The organism is Carboxylicivirga fragile, assembly GCF_050589805.1.
Classification (GTDB): Bacteria; Bacteroidota; Bacteroidia; order Bacteroidales; family Marinilabiliaceae; genus Carboxylicivirga; species Carboxylicivirga fragile.
The window spans coordinates 17,014-43,900 of the sequence record NZ_JBNGOY010000002.1 but is presented as its reverse complement, the minus strand read 5'-3'; the positions used below and the strand labels follow the sequence as shown (position 1 = coordinate 43,900).

Sequence of the window (26,887 nt, the reverse complement as noted above, 5' to 3'; positions counted from 1 at the left end):
ACTTTTATTTGATATTACTCACTATGTCTTCAACAGTTGATCGCTCTTTATAATTCGGATCAAAATGCCTCCAAATAATTTTTTCATCCTGCCCAATAATAAAGGTTGCAGGTATGGGTAAGCGCTGACTCTCATCTGAATGGGCATTTTTTAAATTAGCCCCAAGTACAGTATTGTAGCTTGCCTTAGTAAATGCGTCCGGACTGAAAGTTACATCGAAAATATCAGAAATTACATATGCTTCGTCGTAAAGTAGCGAAAAAGATGCTTTAGTTTTCTCAGCGCTAATCTTAAGGTATTCTGGTTTTTCAGGCGAAATTGCTATCACGGAAGCTCCTTTGTCATAGATTAGTTGCAAGTTTTCTTGTAGAGTATTTAGGTGGCGATTGCAGACAGGGCACCATTGGCCACGATAGAAGATAACCACAATTGGGCCTTTTTTAAGTTCTTCTTTTAGTTCGTACATATCCCCATTCATGTCTTTTGCTGAAAAGTTCTTAACCGCATCGCCTACTTGTAATCCAACAGCATCTTTGGCTGACCTTTTTTCCTGACCAATTGCATTTATGCTGAATAGTGCTAGTATTGTTATGAGCTGTATTGTCTTCATGATATAGTTCTTTTAAAAATTATCTCTTATCAGAGTTTCTATGTCTTTTCTGTTTGAGGCGCCTTTGTGAATGTATTGTAGATTACCTTCCTTATAAAAGTAAAGGCGAGGGACACCAACAATGTTTAATTTCTTCATCAGACGCTTGCTGGCGTCAGCATTGATTTTAACGATGTTGATTTTACCATGATAATTAGTTTTTAAACTGTCGATCAAAGGGAGCATTTTTTGACAGGGGGCACACCAAGGCGCATAGAAGTCGATTAACACTTGAGGATGAGACTTGATAAGTGTTTCAAACTCATCTGGCGTATATTTGTCGGTAATATCTGGACTAGCATCTTTATCGATTATGATGGGTTTATCCTGAGCTTGCCACTCCATAATTCCAAACTCCAGATTATACACTTTCGAGTATCCATTTTTCACTAGATATTTAGCGGCACGTTCGCTACGATAACCAGTGTTGCAGTATAGGAATATGGCTTCTTCTTTCGGAAGCAAAAGAAGTTTACGTTTAAAGTTGGGTGAGTAGAAGTTTAATTGATTTGAATTTTCTATGTGTCCATTTTTGTATTCACCGATGGTTCTTACATCTATTAAAGTAACTTGCTTGTTGCTCGTATATTGACTAAAGCTTTTGGAGCTGAGTTGTACTAGCTCGACAGGTAGCGTTATTGCCGTTTGATGAAATAGAAATAGTATTATTGAAGCAAATGATATGTGCATGGTTTCAACTTTAATTGGTATTGAGTCGCAATTAAAGCTAAAACCTTACAAGCTTTGTATGTTTTTATGAAATTTTATTCACTTTGTTCATTTCACTCAGAAACTGCTCTTTTCCTATTTTTTTAATTCTTTCCTGATTGATTATTAGGTTTTGGCCATATTTTAGCCAACGATGAGCAAAGGTTTTGAATTTGCTGCAGGGGTATGAGTTGCATTCGTGGCAGAACTCAAGTCCTTTTTTTTCAATGCAGCAATGGTATATGTTTTTGCATTTTCTTTCTTTACAAGCTATTTGGGCTCCTTCGCAAGTATTCTTTTTCCGAACATAATTGGGGCAGCTCCCACAGTATATGCCACAAGGAGGAACAAAACCAACGTATTTGAAATATGGCTCATTCATTTGTGTAGTTTTTTAGGCACTTTTTGCAAGTAACGGAATAATCGACTGAATCAATGTTTTTACTTACGATGGTGAATAATGGTGAATCATCGTTGGGACAGCAAAGCCTATTTTTAATTTGTTTAAGAGCATTGTCGGAGTTAGATTCTACTTTGTCAGATGGGTAGGAGAGGTAAAATGATCCCTCAGAACCACATTTGCATTTAAAGCGATAATTAAAAGATTGGTAGGTAGAATAACAAAGGTAGCCTATGGTTTTATTGCATTTGTCGCAATACATCCAGCTTCCATTATTTTTAAGCATTCTGCCGTTTGTGATATTTTTTACTAAGTCGCTCATAACTGATCGTTAAAAATACAGATGTTGTCCGTATTCTTATAATTGTTTCCTAATAAACTTATTAATTATTTCACCTGCAATACTTCTTTCAGTTGGGTAATTGGGTAAATTATCCCGAGAGAACCATGCTGCATCTACTATTTCCTTGTCGTCTACTTTTATGGCTTGCGTATCGTCACCATCCGCAATAAAACCAATCATCATTGAACCAGAATAAGGCCAAGGTTGGCTGCTGTAATAACGGATATTTGCAATGTCAAGTCCGACTTCTTCTTTTACCTCGCGCTTTACGGTATCTTCTATCGATTCGCCAATATCAACATAACCAGCTACCAGCGAATACATATTGTTTCTAAAATTTTTACCTCTAGCAAGCAAAATTTTATCCTTACTAAAAATGCCAACTATAATGGCTGGTGAAATTTGAGGGTATTGAGTTGTTTTGCATGATGGACATACGATGGCTCTTTCATCAGTTTTTAATTGCGTTGGTGAACCACATGAACCACAAAATTTATGTTGCCTGTACCATGTGCACAGTTGATAAGCAACCATGCTGGTGTAGTCAATCGTTTTGTGAGTTTTTATTGTGTCTGAATTAATTTCATGGTAGCTGAATTTTGTTGTAATATGAGTTGGGCAATCCCAAACTAAGAAGCAATTAAAACCATCTAGCTTAAAAATAAATACCCCATTGGTGCCAATGTTCTCAAAATCACTTTTCCTTGGGAGTTTAAGTGTATTGCTATTTTGTAATAGCAACAACGATTTATCCCTAAAATAAAACACATAGTCTTCATCTCGGATATCCTTCGTAGCTATGTATTCATTATTCAATGTGTGTGGAAATATATCCTGGATCATTAAGTGTTTATTTATCGTCGTTTAACCAAACGGGTGTTGTGTCGGGTGTGTGATTGGCTCCAATAATGTTTTTATAGAGTTCTGGCCTACGCGCTTTTTTGTATCTATGTCCACCAGAAAGCTCAATCTTTTCTTTGTTGATTTTGGCAATGGTGATGGCGTCGTCAAATGATTTAATTTCGGATAATACTTCTCCATATGGGTCGAGAATCATTGAGTTGCCATTTTTCAAATGCTCGCCATCGTAGCCAATGGGGTTAGTAAAAGCATAAAATACACCATTATCGTAGGCGCGTGCCGGGAGCCAACGCATCAGCCATCGTCTTCCTTTGGGGCCATCAAATTCTAAGCGTAATGCAACAGGATCAGTTTCCCGGTTTTGCCAAAGTTTGTCGTCTACATAATCGCGGCCAGGCATCGCCGATGGTGTACATCCGGTAACATGCGGGGCAAATATTAATTCAGCACCAAGTAGGCTTGTGGCTCTTACGTTTTCAACCACATTATTGTCGTAACAAATTAGTATGCCACACTTCCATCCCAATAAATCAAACACGCAATACTCATTGCCTGCCGACATGTGTTTGCTTATGAATGGATGAATTTTTCGAAATTTAGCGACGACTCCTTTTTTATCTACGCAAATGTATGTGTTGTAGATATGCTTGTTTTCTTTTTCTACGAGCCCTGCCAGGATAGGAATATCAAATTCTTTCGAGATGTTTATGAGGGCATTAGTACTGCTTCCATTTGGCACTTCTTCAGCCAACTCGCTTATTTCATCAAAAGTAAGATCCTTTGTGAAAGTGTAGGCAGTAATCGACATTTCATGAAAGCTAATTACATCAGCCCCTTCTTCCTTTGCTTTCTTTGTTAAATTACGAATAACTGAAAGATTGTAGGTTTTATCCCCATCTTTGGGTTGAAATTGAGCAACAGCTAAATTCATTTTGGTTCAGGTTTAAGTTTTATCTCATACGATATCAGTTGATACCTATTGCAAAGATAAATCTTTAATTTGAAACCGTTTGAGTTGAAGAGTTGATGTTTAATTCTACTATTTCGGAACGACTACCTATCTTGACTTGCGGTCCCCAGCCTTGTGCACCACAGGTAACAAAGAAGTGAGTATTCTCAACTTTCTGATGTCCCCACGATAATTCGTAAATATAATCAACAATAAAATTTAGAGGAAACAACTGTCCATTGTGTGTATGGCCAGATAAAGAAATATCGGCTTTGGGATAGGCTTCTAATTTATTTGGGGGTTGATGGTCCAATAATATGGTAGGCAGATCTGATCGAATATCATTTGTAAGTTCATCAAGTTCTCTTCGCTTGGGATTACGTTTGTCGAGTCTGCCAATTACTTGAATGGTATTGTTAATAATAATTGTAGTGTCGCTTAAGAGTTCTATGTTAGAGTTGGCAAAATAGGCCGCATTATTTATTTTGTTGTAATTTTCGTGATTCCCCTCAACTGCAAATACTCCGTATTTTGATTTAATTTGCTTTAGTTGATTTTGAATAAATGCCATTTCTTCATTTGCCCTGCTCGATTCAAATATATCACCTACAAAGAATATGATATCAGCGTTCTGAGCATTTATTTTATCAATAAATTGTTCGATAAAATAATGGTTGGTGATTTCGCTAAAGTGGCTATCGGCAGCGAAAATAATTTTAAAATCTTTTAGCTCACTTGTCTTATTAGCTAGCTCTATTTTGTAGGAGATAATTCTGGTGTTGTTAAAATTAAATATGCCAAATATTTCAATTGCAAGGGTAGTGCCTAAAATGATTAAAGCAATTATCCTTTTATTGGTTTGCAATGTGCTGCGTAGTTTTTTGTTCTTTGAAATAAGTAAGATAGAGTGCTTAATACCATTCCATACTAGAAACAATAAAATAGCATACAGTATAAATGGCGCATAGTAGTATCCAACAAAAACGATTGCTTTGGCAATTGGAATTTCGATGTGTGCAAAAGCACTGTTACTAATAGGAAAGGCACTGCTTATAATAACAAACAGAGTTGTAAAAACATATGTTTGGACATTTGTTTTAAAGACATGTTTTATCTGTGAGTATAAGTAAATGTTAGCGACAACATAAATGGCCGAAAATGTAAATTGGAAGGGGCCGTAATTAAATAAATAAGCGGTCATCGCAATGCTTACAGAGCTTGTAAGTATGAAATAGAACCAAAGCGTTTTATTAGAAATGGTATCGGAAAAGTCAAAGGCATCAGCAAAGAATCTTTCGCTTATTTTTAAAAATAACGAGGACAAAAGTAACTGTAAAGCCATGAAAAGTAAAAATATGGCAGCAATGGAAAGGTATTTGGAATCAAACAAACTGGTGTCAATAACAAGTTGTTTGCCCAAAAGAATTAAAGCATAATAGGTGCCCGCTGCAAAAAGATAAGCTGTCAGTTTAAGAAGTATAGGTTTGTTGGGCAAACAGTTTCGTTCTCTTAAAGAGGTATTGCACATTAAATATACAACAGGTAACACACCAGCCAACCAAGCGATACTGTATATGTGTTTTTTATTATTCAGGTTTATCATTAGAACGATCGATTTTAGTACGATATTACAATTTGTACAATGCTTTGAGTATTTTGTTTAAAATCACAACGAAAATAGAAATAAAATATGATGCTCTAATGGGGTAACTTTAACTAAAAGTATAGACTTGCTGTGGTAATGTAAACATGCAAATAGCATTTGTGTTGCACTTGGCACAATTGTGCAATTATCTGTAACAAGATTACAATTTACCTAAATCAATCGCCTGTATATTTCCAACTTCAAATTTATTGTTTGAAATTGTGAACTCAATGCATAAAATGACATGATGAAGTGGTGGAACAAATTATTGGGTCTCGTAATAATTGTAATGTTGTTATTTCTGACGGCTTGCCAAAAGCAGTTGTCGCAACATTACGTTTGGATGGGAGAAGGGAAGATTGAGAATAATGTTGAGCTGGAGAAGATGTTTGTGAAACTTAAAGATGCGGGTATAACCGGGGTGATGTATCAAACAACACTACAGAAATATCCAAAAGTTGTAAGCTTGGCACACAAGCATGGTTTAGAATTGCATGCTTGGCAAAATATTATGCGCAGATATGATAATACCTTATTAAATGAGCATAAAGATTGGTATACCGTTAGTCGTGATGGAAAATCAACAGCCGAAGATCAACCCTACGTATATTATTATAAATGGCTTTGCCCGAGCAAACAGGAAGTACGAGATTATTTAACGGAGTTAGTTGAAGATTTGGCTAGTGTTCCAAATATAGATGGTGTACATTTGGATTACATTAGGCATTCCGATGTAATTTTACCAACTCAACTTTGGGAGAAATACAATTTGGTGATGGATAAGGAGCATGCCGAATTTGACTTTTGCTATTGCGATAATTGTGTGGAAACTTATAAACTTAAGACAGGTGAAGATGCATCAAGATTGGGAGATTCGGCACCTGACAATGAAAAATGGCGACAGTTTAGATACGACATGGTGAATGAAACCGTTGAGCAGTTGACCAAGGCTGTGCGTGCCAAAGGCATTAAGGTAACGGCTGCTGTTTTTCCAACGCCTGATATTGCTCGTAATCTGGTTCGTCAAGATTGGAGTTCTTGGAATCTGGACGCCTATTATCCGATGAACTATCATAGTTTTTATGAAGAATCGCCAGATTGGATTAGGACTGCATGTGCAGAGGGGACAATGGCTATTGGTAATAATAAGCCTTTGTACAGTGGGATATTCGTTCCATCCTTACAGAACATAAAGGATTTTAAAACAGCCATCCGATCATCTAAGAAGGGCGGAGCCAAAGGTGTATGTTTATTTACGCCTTATAGCTTTAGCGATAAGCATTGGGAAGCGCTGGCATATGAAATAGATAATTGGTAGAGTAGAATATTATATATTAATGGAGAGTGTTGTTTTTGGCAAAGCAACTATAAAGAAGAATTGATATGAGACATTTTCTTTTGATTGTGATAGCTGGTGTTTTATTGGCTGCATGCACAACTAAACAAAAAGTAGAAGAGTTGAATTTAATACCTTACCCAGTGGAGTTGGAGCAGGCGGAAGGTGCATTGCTCTTGAGTTCAGCAGACCTCAATGTGAGTTTACAAAACATTGATCCAGCCTTTGGACAATACCTTAATGGACTAGTTAAGCAAGAATCGGGTATTGAGTTTAAGTTTTCTGAAACAGGAAAAATACGCTTTGAACTAAATCAGGACCTTGATGTTAAAAATGAAGGTTATCTGCTTAGTATTTCAAACCAAGGGGTAACCGCAAAGGCAAAAGATCAGGGAGGTTTGGTGTATGCTGCACAAACATTACGTCAATTGATAAGTGTTGATGAGAACAATGTTGTTAAAATTCCATTCCTTGAAATAACGGATTATCCTCGTTTTAAATGGAGGGGAATGCACTTTGATGTGTCTCGTCACTTCTTTACGGTAAATGAAATTAAACGCTTTCTTGATTACATGGCAATGAATAAGCTCAATACATTTCATTGGCACTTAATGGATGATCAAGGATGGAGACTTGAGATAAAAAAGTATCCTAAGCTTACTGAGATAGGAGCGTGGCGGGAGAAAGTTGGCTTTGAAGCAAATCAGAAAAAAGGGTTGAATACAGCCAACACGGAGCCATATGGTGGTTTCTACACACAAGATCAAGTTAAGGATATTGTTGCCTATGCTGCTCAACGTAATATCACGGTTGTTCCCGAGATAGAATTGCCTGGCCATTCGGCAGCTGCATTGGTAGCCTATCCTGAGTATTATTGCGACAATGCTGGCGATCTTGAGATTTGGGATCAGGCAGGTGTGTCAGCTGGTGTTTATTGTGCTGGTAAAGAGTCAACTTTTCAATTCTTAGAAGATGTTTTAGCTGAAACACTTGAATTGTTTCCAGCAGAGTTTATACACATTGGTGGTGATGAAACACCAAAAGATACTTGGTTAGCTTGCCCCGATTGCCGAAAGCGTATGGAAGCTGAAGGTGCACACGACGAGCATGAGTTGCAGAGTTATTTTGTGAAACGTATTGAAAAATATTTGAATGCTAACGGTCGTCGATTGATTGGTTGGGATGAGATACTAGACGGTGGATTGGCTCCTAATGCTGCTGTTATGTCGTGGCGAGGAGTAGCAGGTGGTATTAAGGCAGCTCAGGCAGGTCATGATGTGGTGATGACTCCGATGTTTCCATATTACTTTAACCATACACAGAATCACAGAGAAGAGTCGCCTGGACATCCGGGTATACGCACACTTCGCGATGTATATACTTTTCCGGTTATTCCTGCAGATATTTCAGAAGGTAACCGTGCTCATATCATAGGTGTTCAAGGAAACATGTGGTCGGAGTACATGCCTAAATTTAAGCATATCGAGTATAATTTATTCCCACGTGTTTATGCTATTGCCGAAGTGGGATGGAGTCCTGCACAACGACCATGGGAAGAGTTTTACGGACGTGTTCAGTCTAAATTAAAGACATTGGAGAAATACAATATTATTCCTGGTGATATAAGTTATCATGTAGGCATCAACGTGGAACCTAACTATGCTGATAAGTCTGCAAAGATTGAGTTTATAGCTGAGCGACCAGATCCAATCTTTTTTGAAACGGATGGATCAACGCCAACTAAGGCAAGTCAAATATATTCGGAATCATTTGTTATCAATAAGAATGTTCATATCAAAGCTTGCCAGTTCAAAGAAAATGGTGAGGTTAATATGATTTCTGAGAAAGAAATAAAGTTTCATAAAGCTTTTGGTAAGCCCTATGAGCTTAAACATGCTTATGCACCACAGTACGATGGTGGGGGTAAGTATGGTTTAACCAATGGCTTTTTAGGTGTAATGGTTGGTGTTGAAGAAAAGCCAGTGGATGTAAACATTGACTTAGGTGAAGTGACTGAAGTTTCAAAAATCACTACACGTTTTAAAAACCAGCCTATGGGTTGGGTATTTGGCCCAAAGGAAGTGCGTTATTTAGTGTCGCTTGATGGTGAGAACTATACTGAGGTGGCTGTTTTTAGTCCGGGTGTTATAGAGAGTGATGTGAATGAGGTGCTGGAGTATCCTAAAGAATTTGAACCAGTACAGGCCAAGTATGTAAAAATTGTAGCTGAAAGTGTAGGCGTTTGTCCTGATTGGCATCCTGCAGCTGGAGGTAAGGCTTGGTTATTCTCTGATGAAATTATTGTTGAATAATACCGATTGCCGATCAAAGCATGATAAAAATGTCATGCTTTGATTGTGTTGGTATTTAGTATAGTATAATTAAAAAACCATTCTTTTTGGTGGGGCTTTTCAAATTGAAGGAAAAAGTTCTTAAGCAATTTGTTATAGCTATTTGGTGTGTTTCTTAAAAGCGTCTTCCTAAATGGAGGGCGCTTTTTAATTTTCTATTCTTTAGTCTTCTTATAGGCTATAACTTCTACATCTTCAGTAAAGATTATTCCTCCAACATTAGCTTTATCCATAAGTTTAGAAACTATATCTGCGAAATCATAAATGCGTTCTTCCTTATCCACCATTTCAATAATGATGGGTAAGTCTTCTGATATGTCAAAAACTTTTGCATTGTGCTCTATGCTGTCACCTCCATATGACAATATCCCTTTGGTGATTGTAACGCCTGCTAGTTGGTATTTCTTTGCTGCAAATAAAATAGCTTCGTAAAGCGGTCGCTGGTATACTCGTCCATCTTGTCCCAGGATTATCTTTAGCTTTTTAGCTTCTCCTTCTAATACCATAATGTGTGAGGTTTTATGATGTCCCATTCAAATTACGATATATTACTAACAATCTCAACATATTGATTTTGCAATGTTGATTTTATTTGCTGTGGTATTGTCTTATTCTTTTAAAAGATGATGATAGACATATTTTATATCGAAAATAAATAAGCGATAGTCATTTTAGTTCAGTATCCATTCATTTGCTTGTTATTTAAATATTATTAATTTTACAGTCATACCCAGAATTTACCTAAAATAATTACAAACTCTTAAATCAAGCTTTATGAAAGTATATCAAGCTGATCAAATCAAAAACCTGGCGCTGCTTGGAAGTAGCGGCTCGGGTAAAACCACCCTCGCAGAAGCAATGCTTTTTGAAGGTGGTGTAATTAGTAGACGTGGAGACATAGAAAACAACAGTACGGTTTCCGATTATAACCGAGTGGAGCATGAATATGGTTACTCGGTTTTTTCATCTGTATTGTTTACCGAGTATCAAAATCGTAAATTTAATTTTATAGATTGCCCGGGTTCCGATGATTTTATTGGAGGTGCTATCACTTCGTTAAATGTAACTGATACGGCATTGATGTTGTTGAATACAACACAAGGCGTAGAGGTTGGAACCGAAAACTTGTTTAGATATACAGAAGAGTATAGTAAGCCGGTTATTTTTGTGATGAATCAACTTGATCACGAGAAAGCCAATTATGAGCAAACATTGGAGAACGCCATTGATGCTTTTGGTAGTAAAGTAGTGGTTGTTCAATATCCGGTAACTGTGGGTGAAGGATTCAATGCAGTTATTGATGTATTGAAAATGAAAATGTACCAGTGGGGTGCCGATGGAGGAGAACCTCAAATTCTGGAAATTCCAGATGATCAAAAAGACAAAGCAAACGAATTACATAATACCTTGGTTGAAGCTGCTGCAGAAAACGATGAGCCATTAATGGAATTGTTTTTTGAAGAAGGTACTTTGAATGAAGACCAAATGCGTCAGGGTATTAAGAAAGGATTAATTGCCCGCGATATGTTCCCCGTATTTTGTGTTTCTGCTAAGAAAGACATGGGAGGCCGTCGTTTGATGGAGTTCTTGGGTAATGTAGTGCCAAATGTGTCAGAAATGCCTGTTCCAAAAACAGCTGATGGAACTGAAGTTAAATGTGATCCGGCCGGACCAACTTCTATTTTCGTATTTAAAACTTCCATCGAACCACATTTAGGTGAAGTATCTTATTTTAAAGTGCAGTCTGGTAAAATAACAGAAGGCATGGATCTGATTAATGCCAATCGTTCGGCTAAAGAACGTATTGCACAATTATATTGTGTAGCTGGTAATAATCGACATAAAATATCAGAATTGGTTGCTGGTGATATTGGAGCAACTGTTAAGTTAAAAGAAACACATACCAATCATACATTAAACGAAAAAGGTACTGAGTATTTGTTTGATGCCATTCATTATCCAAATCCAAAATATAGAACTGCCATTAAAACGGTAAATGATGCAGATGATGAAAAGTTAGGTGAAGTACTTCAGCGTATGCACGAAGAAGATCCAACTTTAAGTGTTGAATATTCAAAAGAATTAAAACAGATAATTGTATTTGGTCAGGGCGAGTTTCATCTTAATACCATGAAATGGCGACTTGAGCACAATGACAAAATTGATATTACCTTCCACGATCCAAAGATTCCTTATCGTGAAACAATTACAAAGGTGGCACGGGCCGATTATCGTCACAAAAAGCAAAGTGGTGGTTCAGGTCAGTTTGGTGAAGTTCACATGATTATTGAGCCTTATTACGAAGGTATGGAGACGCCAGCTACCATGAAGGTTGATGGCCAGGAAATAAAGCTGAACATTAAGAACGAAGAAGTGCATGATCTTCCTTGGGGAGGAAAGTTAGTCTTTAATTCGTGTATTGTTGGTGGAGCTATTGATGCTCGTTTCTTACCAGCTATTCTTAAGGGTATAATGGAAAAAATGGACCAAGGGCCTTTAACTGGTTCTTATGCCCGCGATATTCGAGTGTTTGTTTACGATGGTAAAATGCATGCGGTCGATTCAAATGAGATATCGTTTAAATTGGCGGGACGCCATGCCTTTAGCGAAGCCTTTAAAAATGCCAAGCCAAAAATTCTTGAACCGATTTATAATGTTGAGGTGAAAGTGCCAAGTGATCGTATGGGTGATGTGATGAGTGATCTGCAAGGTCGCCGTGCATTAATCGAGGGTATGGCAAGTGAAAAAGGTTTTGAGGTAATTAAAGCCAAGGTGCCTTTGAAAGAGATGAATAAGTATTCTACTTCATTGAGCAGTATTACAGGCGGTCGTGCTTTTTATAGCATGTCGTTTGCTCAATACGATAAAGTGCCACCAGAAATTCAGGTTGAATTGATGAAGGCCTTTGAAGAAGAAGAAAAGGAAGATTAAGTTAATGTAATTAAATAGTAAGCCAGGTATCGAAAGGTGCCTGGCTTTTTTCGTTCCATTTGTACTTTATGGTTTGGGAGGTTTAATTAATTATTAAATGAACAGCGCCTTCCAGTTTTGTGCGTTCATCTTTGTTATACCCTTCAGCTTCGATCATGTAGAAATATACACCAGGTTCGGCTTTTCTGCCATTAATTCTACCATCCCAACCTTCTGCTGGGTTTGTGCCTTTGTAAACCATTCTTCCCCAGCGGTTGTAAATAAGCATATTGAACTTAGCAACCGAACGATATAGTACTTTGAATTCGTCATTTTGGTTAGGACTACTAAAAGGTGAAAAGGCACCAGGCACCTTTACAACCATTTCTTTAATAGTAAAAGTTTGTGGTGCACTTACAGATTCGCATCCAGAATCTAAATTAACAACTTCTAACAATATTACATTTTCTCCTAAGTCTTTAATAATATGACTTTGAATTTGAGCAGCATAGTCAATTAATACATCGTCATCGGTAAATTTATATTCACTAATATGACCTCTTGATAAAACTTCTTTAGTATCAGGATTTACGTCGGCATATAGTTTGAGATCAATCGCAGCAGAGGCTTCTTTTATTTCATTATCTTCAGGATCATTTGATATAGCAACAAAATCTGCACTCACGGCAATGGCTATATAGTCGTTTGTTGCTTCAACAGCCTCAATGGTAGGTGTAAACTTATTTGATATAGAAATATGATACTCTGTATCCTCAGTTGGTGCGTCTATCTCAATGCTTTGTGTGCCTATGCCTTCGATTGGACCAACAGGAATTGACGACCAATTGTAAACAAATTCATAATCAACAGCTATGCTTGAGTTATCTCCTTTATGGTTAAAATAAACCAGATTTTTAAAATTCGTACTGGCTAATTGACGTAAGTTGTTGCAGTTTGCAAGTTCAATATTAATAGATGCATCTGTAATCATTGGCACAAAAGCCCAGCAATAATAATCACTAATCGTTCCGACTCCATTATCCACTTGTACACGATAACCATATTCGCCAACACTATTAAGTGTATTCCCATTTTCGCCTACCAAAGGTTCAAAGCTATTGCTTGTGTTTGAGTATCGAAACCATTGATAAGTAGCGCCTGTTGGTGCAATTAGGCGTGCCGAATTAATGTCCTCAAAATAGAAAATGGGATCGTTATTACCATCCGGGTACGATGTTAATTCTTCATAAAAGCGGTCTGGGGCACTTATTTGGGCATTTATTCCTGAAGATAATAGGCTTATCAAAACAAGAACTAAAATTTTATGTATTGGTTTCATCAAAATAGACATGTGAGTTGATCGATACAATTTTATTCAAAGCTATAATATTTCTTTAAACGATAAAAACGGGCTTAATATTACTATTTGATAGAACTAAGCTTAAAAATGATTTCAAAACCTTCAGTTTTTCTCAATTGAAGGTTTATTTTTGCATCTTTGATATTTTCATCTCAAGATTAAGAAGTGCAAAGTTATTTAGAAGAATTGAATGAAGCGCAGCGAGAAGCTGTTGTGCAAACGGATGGCCCCTCTTTGGTAATTGCAGGAGCAGGCTCAGGGAAGACACGTGTATTAACTTATCGCATTGCTCATTTGCTCGAGAAGGGTGTAAAGCCCTACAGAATATTGTCGCTGACCTTTACCAATAAAGCTGCCAAGGAGATGAAGGAGCGTATTGGAGCTGTTGTTGGTCAAAATAATGCCAGTATTTTATGGATGGGAACCTTTCACTCCATTTTTGCTCGTATTCTTCGTTTTGAATCGAAACACCTTGGTTATCCATCGTCGTTTACGATATACGATAGCTCTGACTCAAAAAATTTGGTAAAGAGTATTGTTAAAAAAATGAAGTTAAATGATAAAGCCTATAAGCCGGGAGGTGTTTTGTCTCGAATATCATCGGCTAAAAATGATTTGATAACTCCTGTTGCCTATGCACGCGATGCCAATCGTACATCAGCTGATAAGGCCGCTCAGATGCCAATGGTGCATGAAATATACGCACGTTATATGCGCGAGTGTTACAAATCGGGTGTTATGGATTTTGACGATCTATTGTTGAATACGAACATTCTTTTTCGCGATTTTCCTGATGTTTTAAAAAAATACCAAGACCAGTTTGACTATGTAATGGTTGATGAGTATCAGGATACCAATTTTTCGCAGTACTTAATTATTAAAAAGCTTGCTGAGAAACACAATAACATTTGTGTAGTAGGTGATGATGCACAGAGTATATATAGTTTTCGAGGTGCTAAAATTGAAAACATACTTAATTTTAGAAATGATTATCCGGGTTATCAAATATTCAAGCTTGAGCAAAACTATCGCTCATCGCAGAATATAGTTAATGCAGCTAATAGTATCATTGCAAATAATCAAGGTCAGATACAAAAAAATGTATTCTCGGATAATGAAGTAGGAAGTCCTATTAAAGTATTGAAAGCCTATTCAGATGTGGAAGAAGGCTTTTTAATTACCAATGATATTTTTGAACGACGCATGCGCCAGCAGCAAGATTATAAGGATTTTGCAATTCTGTATCGCACCAATGCGCAATCAAGGGTATTTGAGGAGGCATTCCGTAAGAAAAACCTTCCTTATAAAATTTACGGCGGCCTTTCGTTTTATCAGCGAAAAGAGATTAAAGATCTTTTGGCTTATTTTCGACTAACTGTTAATCCAGCTGATCAGGAAGCCTTAAAACGTGTTATAAATTATCCGGCTCGTGGTATTGGTAAAACTACAATGGAAAAATTAGTTTTAGCCGCTGATACGAGTAATCAAACCATATGGCAAGTTATCTGTAATACAAGTGGTGTTCAGACTGGCTTGAATGCAGGTACGCTTAAAAAGTTGCATGCCTTTGCTGCACTTATTTCTCGGTTTGCGGCACAGTTGCCTCAAATGACGGCGTATGAGTTAGCTGCTGAAATCGCTTCCGCGAGTGGTTTAATGCACGATTTGCATGGCGATAAATCCATTGAAGGGCAAGGTCGCATTGATAATATCAACGAACTGCTAAATGGCATAAAAGATTTTAGTGATAGCAAGAAGGAAGAAGGTTTATCGGTTAATCTTGTGAATTTTCTTGAAGAAGTATCGTTATTGACCGATCAGGACAATGAAAATCCTGATGATATTGATAAAATAACCTTGATGACCATTCACTCGGCAAAGGGACTTGAGTTTAAGAATGTTTACATTGTTGGTGTTGAGGAGGGCTTATTTCCTTCGCTTCAATCGGTGGATAGTGAAAAAGCACTTGAAGAAGAGCGACGTTTATTTTATGTTGCGGTTACACGAGCCGAAAATGTGGCAACAATTTCGTTTGCCCGATCCCGCTATAAATATGGCGAACTGATTCATAGCCGACCGAGTCGTTTTATTGGTGAGATTGATCAGAAATACCTTGAGATGAATGCTGAGGATGTTTTCATAAAGAAGAGTAATACGCCTCCTTCAAACTTTAAGAGTAGGAGTAGTCAAGGCTCTATAGGCAGTTCTCAAGCTAGAATTAAGATGAATTATTCGGCCGAAAAAAGTGAACCAAAAGTAAAACTTAATTTTGGAGCAGCTTCTTCGGATAAAATAACAGCTGGCTTAATGGTGGAGCATGAGCGATTTGGAAAAGGCAAAGTGCTTAATGTTGAGGGGAATGATACAAATAGAAAAGCAACTGTTGTATTTGAGAATGCTGGACAAAAACAATTACTACTCAAATTTGCCAAACTTAAAATTTTGACTTAGTTTTGTCACATACAGTTGCCTGTGGGGAATTATGTTTGCAGGGAGCTTACCTCCGAAAAGGATTAATAAAGAATTCCGTTGAACAACCAACCGTTAGGAATATAAAGAATTTAAAGTAGCATAACTTCGTATTGATGGATTACAATTCTAATCGTAAAGATTTGGTCTTACCTGAATATGGTCGCCATATTCAAAAAATGGTAGAGCATGCCGTGAGCATTGAAGACCAGGAAGAGCGCACGCGTTGTGCGAAAACAATTATAGGTATTATGGGGAATATGTTCCCCCATCTTCGCGATGTAAATGACTTCAAACATAAGTTGTGGGATCATTTGGCAATAATGTCTGATTTTAAGATGAACATTGATGCGCCCTACGAGCTCCCTGAGATCGAAACGCTTAATGCTCGCCCTGAGAAAGTGCCATATAAGAATACTAAAATCTCATTCAAGCATTATGGTGAACTAGTGGAGCAGATGATTGCTAAAGCTATTGTTCATGAAAATGAAGAAGAGAAAAAGCACTTGATTTTACTCATTGCTGGTCATATGAAAAAATCTTTGTTTCAATGGAATAAAGATTCGGTAACAGATGAGAAGATTTTCAATGATTTAGTTCGTTTATCGGGTGGTAAACTTAGTGTAGAACCGGGATCTAAGCTTCCTGAATTCAAAGAGGCCGTACAAAATCGTAATAGAAAAAAACGTTCACCTAAGCGCAATAACGATAAAAAATAGGTACTTTTAAGCGTGTTACAAAAATACCCTTTGAATGAACAGTTTTGAAATTGAAGGTGGTCATCGCTTATCTGGCGAAATCACTCCTCAGGGCGCTAAAAATGAAGCCTTACAGGTAATATGTGCCGTACTTTTAACGGAGCAAACCGTACGTATTAATAATATTCCAGACATTGTTGATGTTAATAACCTGATCGATCTGTTAGAACAAATGGGGGTTACGATTAATCGTATTGATCGTAACACGTGTGAGTTTACTGCCAGTCAAGTCAATCTTGATTTTCTTCAAAGTCCAGAATTTAAAAAGCGCGCCTCTTCATTACGTGGTTCTATCATGATAATGGGACCTTTATTGGCTCGTTTTGGGAAAGCTTATTTTCCTAAACCGGGTGGAGATAAGATTGGCCGTAGACGATTAGATACTCATTTCATTGGCTTTCAAAAACTTGGTGCTAAGTTTAATTTCGATGCACAAGATGTATTTTATACTGTAGAAGCATCTGAAATGAAAGGCTGTTACATGTTGCTCGATGAAGCGTCGGTAACAGGAACTGCAAATGTGGTTATGGCAGCGGTTTTAACGCCAGGAACCACTACAATCTACAATGCTGCATGTGAGCCTTATTTACAACAGTTGTGCCGAATGGCTGTAAGTATGGGAGCTAAGATTTCAGGCATTGGATCTAATTTATTGGTGATTGAGGGGGTTAAGCGCTTAAGTGCTTGTGCGCATACAATTTTACCAGATATGATAGAGGTGGGTAGTTTTATTGGAATGGCAGCTATGACCAGTTCTGAAATTACCATCAAGAATTGTGGTGTTGAGCATTTGGGTGTAATACCAATGGCATTTCAACGCATGGGTATTGATTTGCAAATAAAGGGAGATGATATTTATATTCCTTCTCAGGAAACCTATGAAATAGAAACCTTTATCGATGGTTCTATTATGACCATAGCCGATGCGCCATGGCCAGGATTAACACCCGATCTACTAAGTGTTTTCTTAGTTGTTGCAACACAGGCAAAAGGAAGCGTTCTGATTCATCAAAAAATGTTTGAGAGTCGCTTGTTTTTCGTTGATAAGCTCATTGATATGGGTGCACGTATTATATTATGTGATCCGCACAGAGCTACTGTGATTGGTTTAAATAAGGAAACAGCATTGCGTGGAGCAAAATTAACCTCGCCTGATATCAGAGCTGGAGTTGCACTTCTAATTTCTGCATTATCAGCTAAGGGAAAAAGTACGATCCAAAACATTGAACAGATAGATCGAGGGTACCAAAATATCGACCTTCGACTTCAGAAATTAGGTGCTAAAATTACAAGGGTTTAAATAATCTGACTTTTAACCGCTCAGAATTAAACTTTTTTGTGAGTTATTTAACTTTTATTATATAACTTATTGTCTTGTTTAGAATCCTTCTAAGCAAAATAATGCACTTTTTCAAGCGTGTATTTTTACTTAATCAATTAGTGGTAAGGCTGTTGCGTTTTTATCAAACACTAATATAAAAATATAAAGACTATATCCAAGTCCTTATGAATTGTTTTTTTCTGCTTCACAGCATAGCTTTGTGTCATCATTTAATACGCTAATCACTTAATACTGCATGTTCATCTAAAACTAAAGCAAGGCAAGCTTTTTTTTTGAAACTTTACCTCGATTTTAAACGAAATTAAATTCATATGAAGCTAAAATTAATATTAGCTACAATCATTATTGGAGTCGGTTTTTTGTCCTTTATGGATGATAATCAAAGGGCTGAGATAGGTCTTGAGATTGGCAATGAAGCACCCGGTATTCAAGCAGAGCTTATTGATGGAACGCCATTAAAGCTGGAAGACCTTAAAGGAAAGATGGTAATCATCAATTTTTGGGCATCGTACCATGCACCATCGCGCATGAACAACTTCTACTTAAATCAATTGTTTGAAAAGAATACCGGTACTCATTTCCACAACGGGGAGGAGTTAGTTGTTCTTAGTATTTCTTTAGATCGTTTTCGTTCGCCATTGAACCTGGCTATTGAGCAAGATGAAACGGAGAACTTTAAACATATCTGTGATTTCAAAGGAATGGAAGGTGACTTGTCAAAATTGTATAACATTGATGAGCCTATTAATATCTTAATTGATGGTGATGGCCGTATCTTAGCTAAAGATGTTGGTTATTCTAAAATTGAGAAATCCTTAAACTTTCTGTCATCAATTTAAACTCATAAGCCTATGAAACTATTAGTACGCTCTTTATTTATAATGCTATTTGCTTTGACTAGTATTGTGTCAGCTCAGGCGCAGACTAAAGAAGGCAATAGAGTAGGTGAGATTGCTCCTGATATTAAAATGAAAAATCAAGATGGTGAAAACATTTCATTGTCTGATATTAAGGGTAAATTAGTTTTGATTGATTTTTGGGCGAGTTGGTGTGGACCTTGTCGTCATGAAAACCCTCATGTTGTTAAGGCTTTTAATAGCTATAAAGATAAGAGTTTTGAAGGCGGTGAAGGTTTTACAATATTTAGTGTATCGCTTGACAAGAAACAGAAAGCCTGGGAGGATGCCATTAAAGCAGATAAATTGACTTGGCCATATCATGTATGCGATTTTGCGGCTTGGAATACCAGACCGGCAGTTGTATACGGAGTTAGAGGCATTCCAAGTAATTTCCTGATTAATTCAGACGGTGTAATTCTTGCAAAAAATTTGCGTGGCTCTGCTTTGGAAGCAAAATTAAAGGAGTTACTTAAAAAGTAGACTTAACTAGTTTTAAAATATACAAAGGCAGTTTCTTTGAAAAAAGGAGTTGCCTTTTGTCATTATAGCCGAAACCTGACAGGTGAATTATCAAACTCTGCCAATTTGACTAATAAGCTTAAGTTGGCAGAATATTTGTGTAATTTTGCGTCGCACAGAATAATGTGTCTGAACGAAGTGTTAATTGGAATAATAAAAAATACGATATAAATGGTTAAGAAGTCATCGAAAAAGCAAGATGCCAAAGCGCAAAAGGCCAAAGAGGTGGAAAAAGAATTGCTTGAAAATGAAGTAGCTGCTGATGAGCAGGAAGAGGTGAAGGATCAGGAGGAAGTAAAAGATCAGGTTGAGGAAGAAGTAGAAGAAGAAAAGGAACCTGAATTATCGGAAGAGGAAAAGCAAAATATTAAATTGGCTGAGCTCAATGATAAATACCTGCGCCTAAGTGCTGAGTTTGACAATTATCGCCGTCGTACGCTTAAGGAAAAAATGGAGCTGACAAAAACGGCAGGAGAGAGCATGCTCTTAGCCTTGTTGCCAGTGATCGACGATTTTGATAGAGCCCAAGCGCACATGGATGAAGCAAAAGATATCGATGCCTTGAAAGAAGGTATTGCGTTAATCTATAATAAGTTTAGCGAATATCTTACACAGCAAGGGCTTAAAGAGATTGAAGCTAAAGAAAAACCATTTGATACTGATGTTCACGAGGCGGTAACGAAAATACCGGCACCAACTGATGAATTGAAAGGAAAAGTTATTGATTGCATCGAAAAAGGTTATACACTTCACGAGAAAGTTGTTCGTTTCTCGAAGGTTGTAGTTGGTGAGTAAACAGCAAAGACATGTCAAAAAGAGATTTTTACGAAATATTAGAAGTATCAAAAAGTGCTTCTGCAGAAGAGATTAAAAAGGCTTATCGTAAGAAAGCCATTAAGTATCACCCGGATAAAAATCAAGGTGATAAAGCCGCAGAGGAGAAATTCAAAGAGGCAGCAGAGGCATATGAGATTCTATCTAACGCAGAAAAACGTCAGCGTTACGATCAGTTTGGTCATGCTGGTGTAGGCGGAGCTTCAGGTGGTGGCTTTGGTGGCGCTGGAATGTCAATGGATGATATCTTCTCTCATTTCGGAGATATATTTGGCGGCGGAGGTGGTGGCTTTGGCGGTTTTAGTGGATTCGGTGGCTTTGGTGGAGGTTCATCCCGTGGAGGCCGCAGAGTCAATAAAGGCTCCAATCTTCGTGTTAAGGTAAAACTTAACTTAAGCGAAATTGCTAATGGTGCAGAAAAGAAAATTAAGGTAAAGAAATACGTCGAGTGTAGCTCGTGTAGTGGATCAGGAGCTGAGAATAATAGTTCGTATAGTAACTGTTCTACTTGTCATGGTTCAGGCCAGGTTACACGTATCTCAAATACAATATTGGGTCAGATGCAAACCGCATCTACCTGTCCAACTTGTGGAGGTGAGGGCAAAATTATTACCAATAAGTGTGCGCCATGTGCTGGTGAAGGTGTAATACGCGATGAAGAAGTTATTTCATTAAATATACCTGCGGGAGTTGAAGAGGGAATGCAGTTATCGGTTTCTGGTAAGGGCAATGCTGCGCGACGTGGTGGTATCAATGGTGATTTGTTGGTATTGATCGAAGAAGAGAAACATCCGGAGTTAATTCGTGATGGTAATAACCTTATTTATAACTTGAATGTTAGCGTGCCAGATGCTATACTAGGAAAGGCAGTAGAAATTCCAACGGTAGAAGGTCGCGTAAAAGTTAAGATTGATCCTGGAACTCAGCCAGGAAAAGTATTGCGTCTTCGCGGTAAAGGATTACCTGAGGTGAATGGTTATGGACGTGGAGATTTGTTGGTGCATATCCAAGTGTTCATTCCTAAAAACATAAATAAGGATGAACGAAAAGTGGTTGAGAAACTACAAACAGCTGAAAGCTTTGATCCATCAAATGGAGATGGTGAAGGTTTTTTCAGCCGTATGCGTAATATGTTTGAATAATTGAATCAACTATATTTAAAAAGGGGCTGTCTCAAAAGTGAATTTAAAATCTAGACAACTTATAAATTAAAACTTATCCTTTATTTCTACCCCTCCAAACCTCCACTAAAGTGGAGGCTTAAGTCCCCTTCAGGGGATTTAGGGGTAACATATATTGAAGCTAGTTATAAATTATATGTTTCAAAGATTCTTTTTTGACTTTTGAGACAGCCTCTTTTTTTTATGCCTTGTTATATAGGGCAATGCGATTGCCTTCCGAATCAATAAAGACGGCCATGTATCCAATTTCTTCACTAATCAAGCGTTTGGAAGATAAAATCTGACCTCCAGCTTTTTCTACTCTTGATAGCTCAGTATTTAAATCGCCGGCCAGAGAGCTGAAATATATGAGTACACCATCTTTCGATACCTGATATTCTTCGGGATAATACATAAGTCCACCTGGAGAACCGGGTAAATCATCGTTATACGGAAAAAATGACATTTTTACCGGTCCCAAGTCTTGGGGTAAAAGTGTTATATCAAAGACTTCTTCATAAAATCTTGTAGCTCTGTCTAGGTCCTGTACAGGTATTTCAAACCAGGCAACCATGTTTTGTTTTAGATCCATATTTCTTACAATTAGTAAATGCGAATGATAAGAAATATTAGAGAAATAGTCAAGGTCAAATATTGAAACAAATCAAAATAATCTCCGTTAAACCTGTTATTCAAATATAGATGCTCGGGTAAATATGTTTTTATAATCGGAATAAGAAAATACCGTGAGGATATTTAGTTTGAAATATACCTTTTAAATACTCAAGGATGAAAAGAATGTGGTTATATCTGCTAGCGATACCTTTGTTAGCAGGATGTATTGGAGATGAGTTCGACACAGATCGAATTTCGGATGAGATGGATTTTTCATCTGGTATTGCCTTACCGTTGGCAAAGGCACAACTTACAATGGGAGATATTCTCTCGGAAGATACTGATTTTGTAAAGTATTTTAAGGATGAGCAAGGAAATGAACGTATTATGTTATTTCAGGATGCGGATTCATTGGCATATGTTGGTCTGGATGATTTTTTTAAGTTGTCATCACAATCCATTGATATACCAATTCCTTATGCGGTTTTTAATATGCAATCAGAAATAAGTCAATCGGCTAGCATACCTCTATCGTTGCCAAATGCTACGGTTAGTACAATTGATTTGAATTATACACTAAGTGTAAATGGGTCTAATTTGCTTGAACCGATGCGCTTACTTATTAGTTTCCCAACAGCATCTGGCACTCAGGATGTTGAAATAGAAGTTCGAAATGGAAACGCAGTGACAAATGTGATCGAGAATCAGCGTATAAATCTAGTCAATAACGAAGTGCCAGTTGAGTTGAGTATAAGGCCTCTGACAAGCGGCACAACATTCACTGATCAGCTTGGTAATATTACTATTGAAATGAGTGAGTTCGCTATCTCATATGTGAAAGGCTCAATGGCCGAGAGCAGGATAGACATTGATAACGGAATGCATAATCTGGAGATGGATATTTTTGAGACTTTTCCTGATGGAGTGGAGTTTGATAATCCGAGATTTAAAATCCTTACCAATAATTCTACTCCTTTTTCTGGCTTGATTGATACCAAAATAAAAGGAAAGCTTGCGGAGAATGAATACATGGATTTAATTACACCTTTGATTAGTATGCCTGCATGTCCTACTTCTCAAAGTGTGAAGTCTGATACTTTAACCATAGATAAGAATAATTCGAACCTAAAGGACTTTTTGTATGACGTTCCAGAGACTTTTGAATACTCTGGCGAGTTGGTTCTAAATCCAGGAGGAACGCTAACCGAGGAAGTTGAGCTAGATCAAAAGAGCCGCATCTATATGGGCTATGTCATTGAAATACCAATCGAGGTTGTTATTAATTCTAGTTTCGATGTTGATACGATCGATTTAGATGATAACGATTTCTTGCAAGATCTTTCAAGGGCAAAATTGCAGATTAATAGTCAAAATGGCTTTCCTTTTGAAGCAACAGCTTTTATTGAGTTTTATGAAGGTGATGAAATGACCGAGACGATTCAGATTAAAGCTATTAATGCCGCTGGAATTAACGATGAGGGTATCGTTTCGTCAATTACGGAAGGGAAAGAAGAAATAGGCTTGACGAATGAGCAGCTTGAGAAATTGAGAACAGCCGATAAGCTTTTTGTGCGAATGACACTTCAAACAACAAATTATGCCGATAAGCAAGTTGTTGTGTTGTTGAAGGAGAATGAATTAGCAATACAGATTTCATTGAAAGGTGTAATCAATTATTAGTGGAGTAAAGTTTAAGCTTATCAATTAGAATTTACAAAAATGAGATACCTATATATATTATTAATATTTCTTTTGGCATCCATGGAAATGCAAGCCCAGGATAATGCCATGTTGTTTTTGCGAGGGGTGCCGCAATCGATGCAGTTAAACCCTGCTTTTCGACCAGTTAAAGGAAGTTACTTTGCTTTGCCAGCACTGGGTAGTGTTCAGATTAATGGGCAAAATACGGGGTTCTCGTGGTCTGAAATTATTACAAAAGGTCAAGGTTTACAGCAAGATTCTTCAATCATAAACATCGACAATTTGGCCAATTCATTACAGGATAATAACCTTTTGGCCACGGAGGCTTCTGTTCAAATTATTGGATTTGGTTTTGAACTTGGTGAGAGCTATTTATCTTTTGACATTAATCATAAATTAAAAGCTAAAATTCAATACCCTGGATCAATAATGGATTTACGACATGGGAATTGGGATTATGAGAATGATAAACCCATCAACCATAGTTTGTCTGATTTGTATGTGAATGGGATGAACTACACCGAATTTGCAATAGGGTATAATCGACCAATTACTGATAATATCATGATTGGTGCACGCATTAAATACTTGTTTGGTGTAGCTAATGTAGAGTCAGAATACTTTGATGTGGGTGTACAAACTTTTGATGATGGTTCAATGCAAGTGCGTTCAAATGCTTCTTTCCTTACCTCATTGCCAATGAAAATAGAATATGATGATGAGGGCTATGTTTCTTCTTTGAGTTATGATGATGATATAGACAGAGGGGATTTATTTACAAATGAAAACCGGGGTTGGGGAGTTGATCTTGGTATAACCTGGAAGCCGATGACCAACTTAACAATTGGAGCGGCGGTTAACGATCTTGGTTATATTAATTGGAAAACTCGTACTACTCGATTTTATACCGATGGCGTTTTTGAATTTGATGGCGTTGATATTTCCGATGAAATTAGTGGCGAAGAAAATGATGATGAGGAAGACTATTGGGATCAGTTAGCAGATGACTTTAAGGATTCTTTTAAGGTATCCGAAGAAGAGATAAGTTATAAGACTGGATTAATGGGTAGTTTTAATCTAACTGCTAATTATCAGCATCGAAATTGGTTTAACGCTGGTATCGTTTCAAAAAGTTATATTGTAGATGGTAAATGGATACCGGAAACGACTTTGGCTGCAGCTTTAACTCCTGGTAATGCTCTTTCTACGGTATTTACCTATTCGCTGAGGAAAAATGCACCCGCTAATTTTGGCGCTGGTTTAGCTCTTCGAGGTGGTCCTGTTCAATTATATTTTGTGACTGATAACCTGGGATCGCTCATGACACCGGAAACGGCTAAGTATGTAAATGCTCGTCTGGGTATCAACTTGATTTTCGACTAGTAAAACACCTAAAGATATGCTAGGCTGCTGAATTTTTCAGTGGCCTTTTTTTATTCCCGTTGTGGTATGATTATATTTGGCGCAAATTTGATTTACCATGTGGCGATTATTGATAGTATTCTTGTTTGTTTCTTCATTTTATAGTCATGCGCAACGCATTGCTTCACCTAAGCCAAAGTTGGTGGTTTTTATATTGGTGGATGAGTTGAGCACTGATCAGCTAATTGCTTTTCGAGATAAGTTTTCGGACGATGGTTTTAATCGAATAATCTCGGGTGGCTCGTTTTATCGCCATGCATCTTTTCCTGCGGGATCAGTTTATGCAGGAAGTAGCTTGTCAACTTTTTATAGTGGCTCGTATGCTGCAACGCATGGTGTCATTTCCGATAAGTGGTACGATCGGTTGAGATCCATAGAGGTACATGCGGATGGTTTAGAAACTGATTCGGCATATCCATCTGCAAAAAACATGTTGGCATCTACTTTAGTTGATGAGTTAAAGTGGATGTATAATGGCGCTTCAAAGGTGACCTCTATCGGTTTTGATAAAGATTTTTTGATTTGGACAGGCGGACATTCGCCGGATTATCTATATAATGTGAATTTTGCTACTGGGCATTTTCAATTAAATGCTGATACGGCTGTAGTAGCAATGCCAGAATGGGTCGAAGATTTTAATGGTAAGAATTTGCTGGATGTTTATTGTGAACGACAATGGGGGCCAAAATCTGATTTGAATGAATATCATCAGCTAAAGTATTATAGCAAAGAGCTACCCGAGGGGCATAGTTTTTTATATTCCTTGAAAAAAGATAAAAGTGATACGCCATACAATGCGGTATTGCGCTCACCATACGGAAATAAGCTGGTTCGTGATTTTGCTGTTGCACATGTTATAAATGAAGATTTTGGTGCGGATGATGTAACAGATATTTTAACCTTACAGTTTACAGCAAGGTCAGCTATGCGCAAATCAGCATCTGCTTTTGAGGCAGAAACCGAGGATATGCTAATTAGGCTAGATGAAGAAATTGCTGATTTGATACGAATTTTGGATGAAGAAGTGGGAATGGAAAATACATTGATTGTAACTTCTGCAATCGGTGCACCTGTTCGCTCACTCGAAGAAAATCAGCGTGGCCAATTATCCAGCGGTTTGTTTAATGGTAAAAAAGCGGCCTCGCTACTTAATTTGTATTTGATGGCAATTTATGGACAGGGAAAATGGGTAAAGGCCTACCACGATGGTCAGGTGTATTTAAATCATGAACTGTTGGAACAATCGAAAGTACCCGCTCAAAATATTTTGGAGCAATCTGCAAAATTCTTGATGCAGGTGGAAGGTATTGCTTATGCCATGCCAGCTACTGAATTAATGGCTTCAACATCTGATTTAGCCGCAATGCAAAGTTTGAAATTGAATTACCATCCAAAGCGATCGGGTGACATATTAATAAGATTACAACCAGGATGGAACGAATTATTGCCTGATAATTCGACCGTAAATCGCCATTGGACCGATGCTCGTTTGCCTTTGGTTTTTTACGGTTGGAAGGTCGACAGGCAAGATGTTCGCAAGCCGGTATCGATGGCAGATGTAGCTCCAACCATCAGTTCCTTCTTGGAAATTCCTTTTCCGAATGCTTGTGAAGGTGAGCCTTTGGAAGACCTGCTTCCTTAATGATAGAAGGGAAC

At 37.5% G+C, this 26,887-nt stretch carries 22 protein-coding genes; 13 read left to right on the top strand and 9 right to left on the bottom strand.

Annotated features, from left to right (window positions below):
• Window positions 1–4 precede the first annotated feature (4 nt).
• The 6 genes from ACRD7B_RS01185 to ACRD7B_RS01155 form a co-directional block, all read right to left on the bottom strand.
• The gene (locus ACRD7B_RS01185; RefSeq protein ID WP_430822613.1) at window positions 5–610 is read right to left on the bottom strand and encodes a peroxiredoxin-like family protein; all 606 of its coding nucleotides are present in this window, start codon (window positions 608–610) and stop codon (window positions 5–7) included.
• Window positions 611–622: 12 nt separating this feature from the next.
• Complete coding sequence (locus ACRD7B_RS01180) at window positions 623–1,339, bottom strand: thioredoxin domain-containing protein (RefSeq protein ID WP_430822612.1); 717 nt, start codon at window positions 1,337–1,339, stop codon at window positions 623–625.
• A 392-nt stretch (window positions 1,340–1,731) separates the two neighbouring features.
• Window positions 1,732–2,079: a hypothetical protein gene (locus ACRD7B_RS01170; protein ID WP_430822610.1), complete on the bottom strand. Its 348-nt coding sequence runs from the start codon at window positions 2,077–2,079 to the stop codon at window positions 1,732–1,734.
• Window positions 2,080–2,115: 36 nt separating this feature from the next.
• Window positions 2,116–2,943 carry an NAD(+) diphosphatase gene (gene nudC / locus ACRD7B_RS01165; protein ID WP_430822609.1) on the bottom strand — a complete coding sequence of 276 codons (828 nt, stop codon included), beginning with the start codon at window positions 2,941–2,943 and terminating at the stop codon, window positions 2,116–2,118.
• A 7-nt stretch (window positions 2,944–2,950) separates the two neighbouring features.
• The gene (locus ACRD7B_RS01160) at window positions 2,951–3,892 is read right to left on the bottom strand and encodes a nitrilase family protein (protein WP_430822608.1); all 942 of its coding nucleotides are present in this window, start codon (window positions 3,890–3,892) and stop codon (window positions 2,951–2,953) included.
• A 64-nt stretch (window positions 3,893–3,956) separates the two neighbouring features.
• Complete coding sequence (locus tag ACRD7B_RS01155; RefSeq protein ID WP_430822607.1) at window positions 3,957–5,513, bottom strand: metallophosphoesterase; 1,557 nt, start codon at window positions 5,511–5,513, stop codon at window positions 3,957–3,959.
• Window positions 5,514–5,799: 286 nt separating this feature from the next.
• Between ACRD7B_RS01155 and ACRD7B_RS01150 the strand changes: the two genes are divergently transcribed.
• Both ACRD7B_RS01150 and ACRD7B_RS01145 read left to right on the top strand, forming a co-directional pair.
• Complete coding sequence (locus tag ACRD7B_RS01150) at window positions 5,800–6,873, top strand: family 10 glycosylhydrolase (RefSeq protein ID WP_430822606.1); 1,074 nt, start codon at window positions 5,800–5,802, stop codon at window positions 6,871–6,873.
• A gap of 65 nt (window positions 6,874–6,938) precedes the next feature.
• Window positions 6,939–9,203: a glycoside hydrolase family 20 protein gene (locus tag ACRD7B_RS01145; RefSeq protein ID WP_430822605.1), complete on the top strand. Its 2,265-nt coding sequence runs from the start codon at window positions 6,939–6,941 to the stop codon at window positions 9,201–9,203.
• Window positions 9,204–9,397: 194 nt separating this feature from the next.
• Here ACRD7B_RS01145 and ACRD7B_RS01140 read toward each other — a convergent pair whose 3' ends face one another.
• The gene (locus ACRD7B_RS01140) at window positions 9,398–9,748 is read right to left on the bottom strand and encodes a DUF190 domain-containing protein (RefSeq protein WP_430822604.1); all 351 of its coding nucleotides are present in this window, start codon (window positions 9,746–9,748) and stop codon (window positions 9,398–9,400) included.
• Between the two features lie 268 nt (window positions 9,749–10,016).
• Here ACRD7B_RS01140 and ACRD7B_RS01135 point away from each other — a divergent pair, with 268 nt between their 5' ends.
• Complete coding sequence (locus ACRD7B_RS01135) at window positions 10,017–12,173, top strand: elongation factor G (RefSeq protein ID WP_430822603.1); 2,157 nt, start codon at window positions 10,017–10,019, stop codon at window positions 12,171–12,173.
• An 82-nt stretch (window positions 12,174–12,255) separates the two neighbouring features.
• On the opposite strand, the gene ACRD7B_RS01130 is transcribed toward ACRD7B_RS01135, so the two are convergent.
• Window positions 12,256–13,491: a T9SS type B sorting domain-containing protein gene (locus ACRD7B_RS01130; protein WP_430822602.1), complete on the bottom strand. Its 1,236-nt coding sequence runs from the start codon at window positions 13,489–13,491 to the stop codon at window positions 12,256–12,258.
• A gap of 186 nt (window positions 13,492–13,677) precedes the next feature.
• On the opposite strand from ACRD7B_RS01130, the gene ACRD7B_RS01125 reads away from it, so the two are divergent.
• The 7 genes from ACRD7B_RS01125 to dnaJ all read left to right on the top strand — a co-directional run bounded on the left by ACRD7B_RS01125 (window position 13,678) and on the right by dnaJ (window position 21,475).
• Complete coding sequence (locus ACRD7B_RS01125; RefSeq protein WP_430822601.1) at window positions 13,678–15,963, top strand: ATP-dependent helicase; 2,286 nt, start codon at window positions 13,678–13,680, stop codon at window positions 15,961–15,963.
• A 134-nt stretch (window positions 15,964–16,097) separates the two neighbouring features.
• Window positions 16,098–16,700, top strand: a complete 603-nt coding sequence (locus tag ACRD7B_RS01120; RefSeq protein ID WP_430822600.1) for a DUF4290 domain-containing protein — start codon at window positions 16,098–16,100, stop codon at window positions 16,698–16,700.
• A 34-nt stretch (window positions 16,701–16,734) separates the two neighbouring features.
• Window positions 16,735–18,039, top strand: a complete 1,305-nt coding sequence (murA, locus tag ACRD7B_RS01115) for a UDP-N-acetylglucosamine 1-carboxyvinyltransferase (protein ID WP_430822599.1) — start codon at window positions 16,735–16,737, stop codon at window positions 18,037–18,039.
• 353 nt (window positions 18,040–18,392) lie between these two features.
• Window positions 18,393–18,920 carry a TlpA family protein disulfide reductase gene (locus ACRD7B_RS01110; RefSeq protein WP_430822598.1) on the top strand — a complete coding sequence of 176 codons (528 nt, stop codon included), beginning with the start codon at window positions 18,393–18,395 and terminating at the stop codon, window positions 18,918–18,920.
• Between the two features lie 12 nt (window positions 18,921–18,932).
• Window positions 18,933–19,460: a TlpA family protein disulfide reductase gene (locus tag ACRD7B_RS01105; RefSeq protein WP_430822597.1), complete on the top strand. Its 528-nt coding sequence runs from the start codon at window positions 18,933–18,935 to the stop codon at window positions 19,458–19,460.
• 210 nt (window positions 19,461–19,670) lie between these two features.
• Window positions 19,671–20,294, top strand: a complete 624-nt coding sequence (locus ACRD7B_RS01100) for a nucleotide exchange factor GrpE (RefSeq protein ID WP_430822596.1) — start codon at window positions 19,671–19,673, stop codon at window positions 20,292–20,294.
• A gap of 11 nt (window positions 20,295–20,305) precedes the next feature.
• Entirely contained in the window at window positions 20,306–21,475 is a 1,170-nt protein-coding gene (gene dnaJ, locus ACRD7B_RS01095; protein WP_430822594.1) for a molecular chaperone DnaJ, read from the top strand.
• A 220-nt stretch (window positions 21,476–21,695) separates the two neighbouring features.
• Here dnaJ and ACRD7B_RS01090 read toward each other — a convergent pair whose 3' ends face one another.
• Window positions 21,696–22,085: a VOC family protein gene (locus tag ACRD7B_RS01090; RefSeq protein WP_430822593.1), complete on the bottom strand. Its 390-nt coding sequence runs from the start codon at window positions 22,083–22,085 to the stop codon at window positions 21,696–21,698.
• Between the two features lie 197 nt (window positions 22,086–22,282).
• Between ACRD7B_RS01090 and ACRD7B_RS01085 the strand changes: the two genes are divergently transcribed.
• From ACRD7B_RS01085 to ACRD7B_RS01075, 3 genes are all read left to right on the top strand, one after another.
• A complete protein-coding gene (locus tag ACRD7B_RS01085; RefSeq protein WP_430822592.1) occupies window positions 22,283–23,788 on the top strand; it encodes a hypothetical protein in 1,506 nt (501 codons plus the stop codon).
• A gap of 39 nt (window positions 23,789–23,827) precedes the next feature.
• Window positions 23,828–25,192, top strand: a complete 1,365-nt coding sequence (locus ACRD7B_RS01080; protein ID WP_430822591.1) for a DUF5723 family protein — start codon at window positions 23,828–23,830, stop codon at window positions 25,190–25,192.
• A 97-nt stretch (window positions 25,193–25,289) separates the two neighbouring features.
• Entirely contained in the window at window positions 25,290–26,873 is a 1,584-nt protein-coding gene (locus ACRD7B_RS01075) for an alkaline phosphatase family protein (protein ID WP_430822590.1), read from the top strand.
• The last annotated feature ends 14 nt before the right edge of the window (window positions 26,874–26,887 follow it).

Excerpts from the sequence above, each read along its gene's own strand:
- ACRD7B_RS01185 (WP_430822613.1), bottom strand. The coding sequence starts at position 610 with ATGAAGACAATACAGCTCATAACAATACTAGCACTATTCAGCATAAAT.
- ACRD7B_RS01180 (WP_430822612.1), bottom strand. The coding sequence starts at position 1,339 with ATGCACATATCATTTGCTTCAATAATACTATTTCTATTTCATCAAACG.
- ACRD7B_RS01170 (WP_430822610.1), bottom strand. The coding sequence starts at position 2,079 with ATGAGCGACTTAGTAAAAAATATCACAAACGGCAGAATGCTTAAAAAT.
- nudC (WP_430822609.1), bottom strand. The coding sequence starts at position 2,943 with ATGATCCAGGATATATTTCCACACACATTGAATAATGAATACATAGCT.
- ACRD7B_RS01160 (WP_430822608.1), bottom strand. The coding sequence starts at position 3,892 with ATGAATTTAGCTGTTGCTCAATTTCAACCCAAAGATGGGGATAAAACC.
- ACRD7B_RS01155 (WP_430822607.1), bottom strand. The coding sequence starts at position 5,513 with ATGATAAACCTGAATAATAAAAAACACATATACAGTATCGCTTGGTTG.
- ACRD7B_RS01150 (WP_430822606.1), top strand. The coding sequence starts at position 5,800 with ATGATGAAGTGGTGGAACAAATTATTGGGTCTCGTAATAATTGTAATG.
- ACRD7B_RS01145 (WP_430822605.1), top strand. The coding sequence starts at position 6,939 with ATGAGACATTTTCTTTTGATTGTGATAGCTGGTGTTTTATTGGCTGCA.
- ACRD7B_RS01140 (WP_430822604.1), bottom strand. The coding sequence starts at position 9,748 with ATGGTATTAGAAGGAGAAGCTAAAAAGCTAAAGATAATCCTGGGACAA.
- ACRD7B_RS01135 (WP_430822603.1), top strand. The coding sequence starts at position 10,017 with ATGAAAGTATATCAAGCTGATCAAATCAAAAACCTGGCGCTGCTTGGA.
- ACRD7B_RS01130 (WP_430822602.1), bottom strand. The coding sequence starts at position 13,491 with ATGAAACCAATACATAAAATTTTAGTTCTTGTTTTGATAAGCCTATTA.
- ACRD7B_RS01120 (WP_430822600.1), top strand. The coding sequence starts at position 16,098 with ATGGATTACAATTCTAATCGTAAAGATTTGGTCTTACCTGAATATGGT.
- murA (WP_430822599.1), top strand. The coding sequence starts at position 16,735 with ATGAACAGTTTTGAAATTGAAGGTGGTCATCGCTTATCTGGCGAAATC.
- ACRD7B_RS01110 (WP_430822598.1), top strand. The coding sequence starts at position 18,393 with ATGAAGCTAAAATTAATATTAGCTACAATCATTATTGGAGTCGGTTTT.
- ACRD7B_RS01105 (WP_430822597.1), top strand. The coding sequence starts at position 18,933 with ATGAAACTATTAGTACGCTCTTTATTTATAATGCTATTTGCTTTGACT.
- ACRD7B_RS01100 (WP_430822596.1), top strand. The coding sequence starts at position 19,671 with ATGGTTAAGAAGTCATCGAAAAAGCAAGATGCCAAAGCGCAAAAGGCC.
- dnaJ (WP_430822594.1), top strand. The coding sequence starts at position 20,306 with ATGTCAAAAAGAGATTTTTACGAAATATTAGAAGTATCAAAAAGTGCT.
- ACRD7B_RS01090 (WP_430822593.1), bottom strand. The coding sequence starts at position 22,085 with ATGGATCTAAAACAAAACATGGTTGCCTGGTTTGAAATACCTGTACAG.
- ACRD7B_RS01085 (WP_430822592.1), top strand. The coding sequence starts at position 22,283 with ATGAAAAGAATGTGGTTATATCTGCTAGCGATACCTTTGTTAGCAGGA.
- ACRD7B_RS01080 (WP_430822591.1), top strand. The coding sequence starts at position 23,828 with ATGAGATACCTATATATATTATTAATATTTCTTTTGGCATCCATGGAA.
- ACRD7B_RS01075 (WP_430822590.1), top strand. The coding sequence starts at position 25,290 with ATGTGGCGATTATTGATAGTATTCTTGTTTGTTTCTTCATTTTATAGT.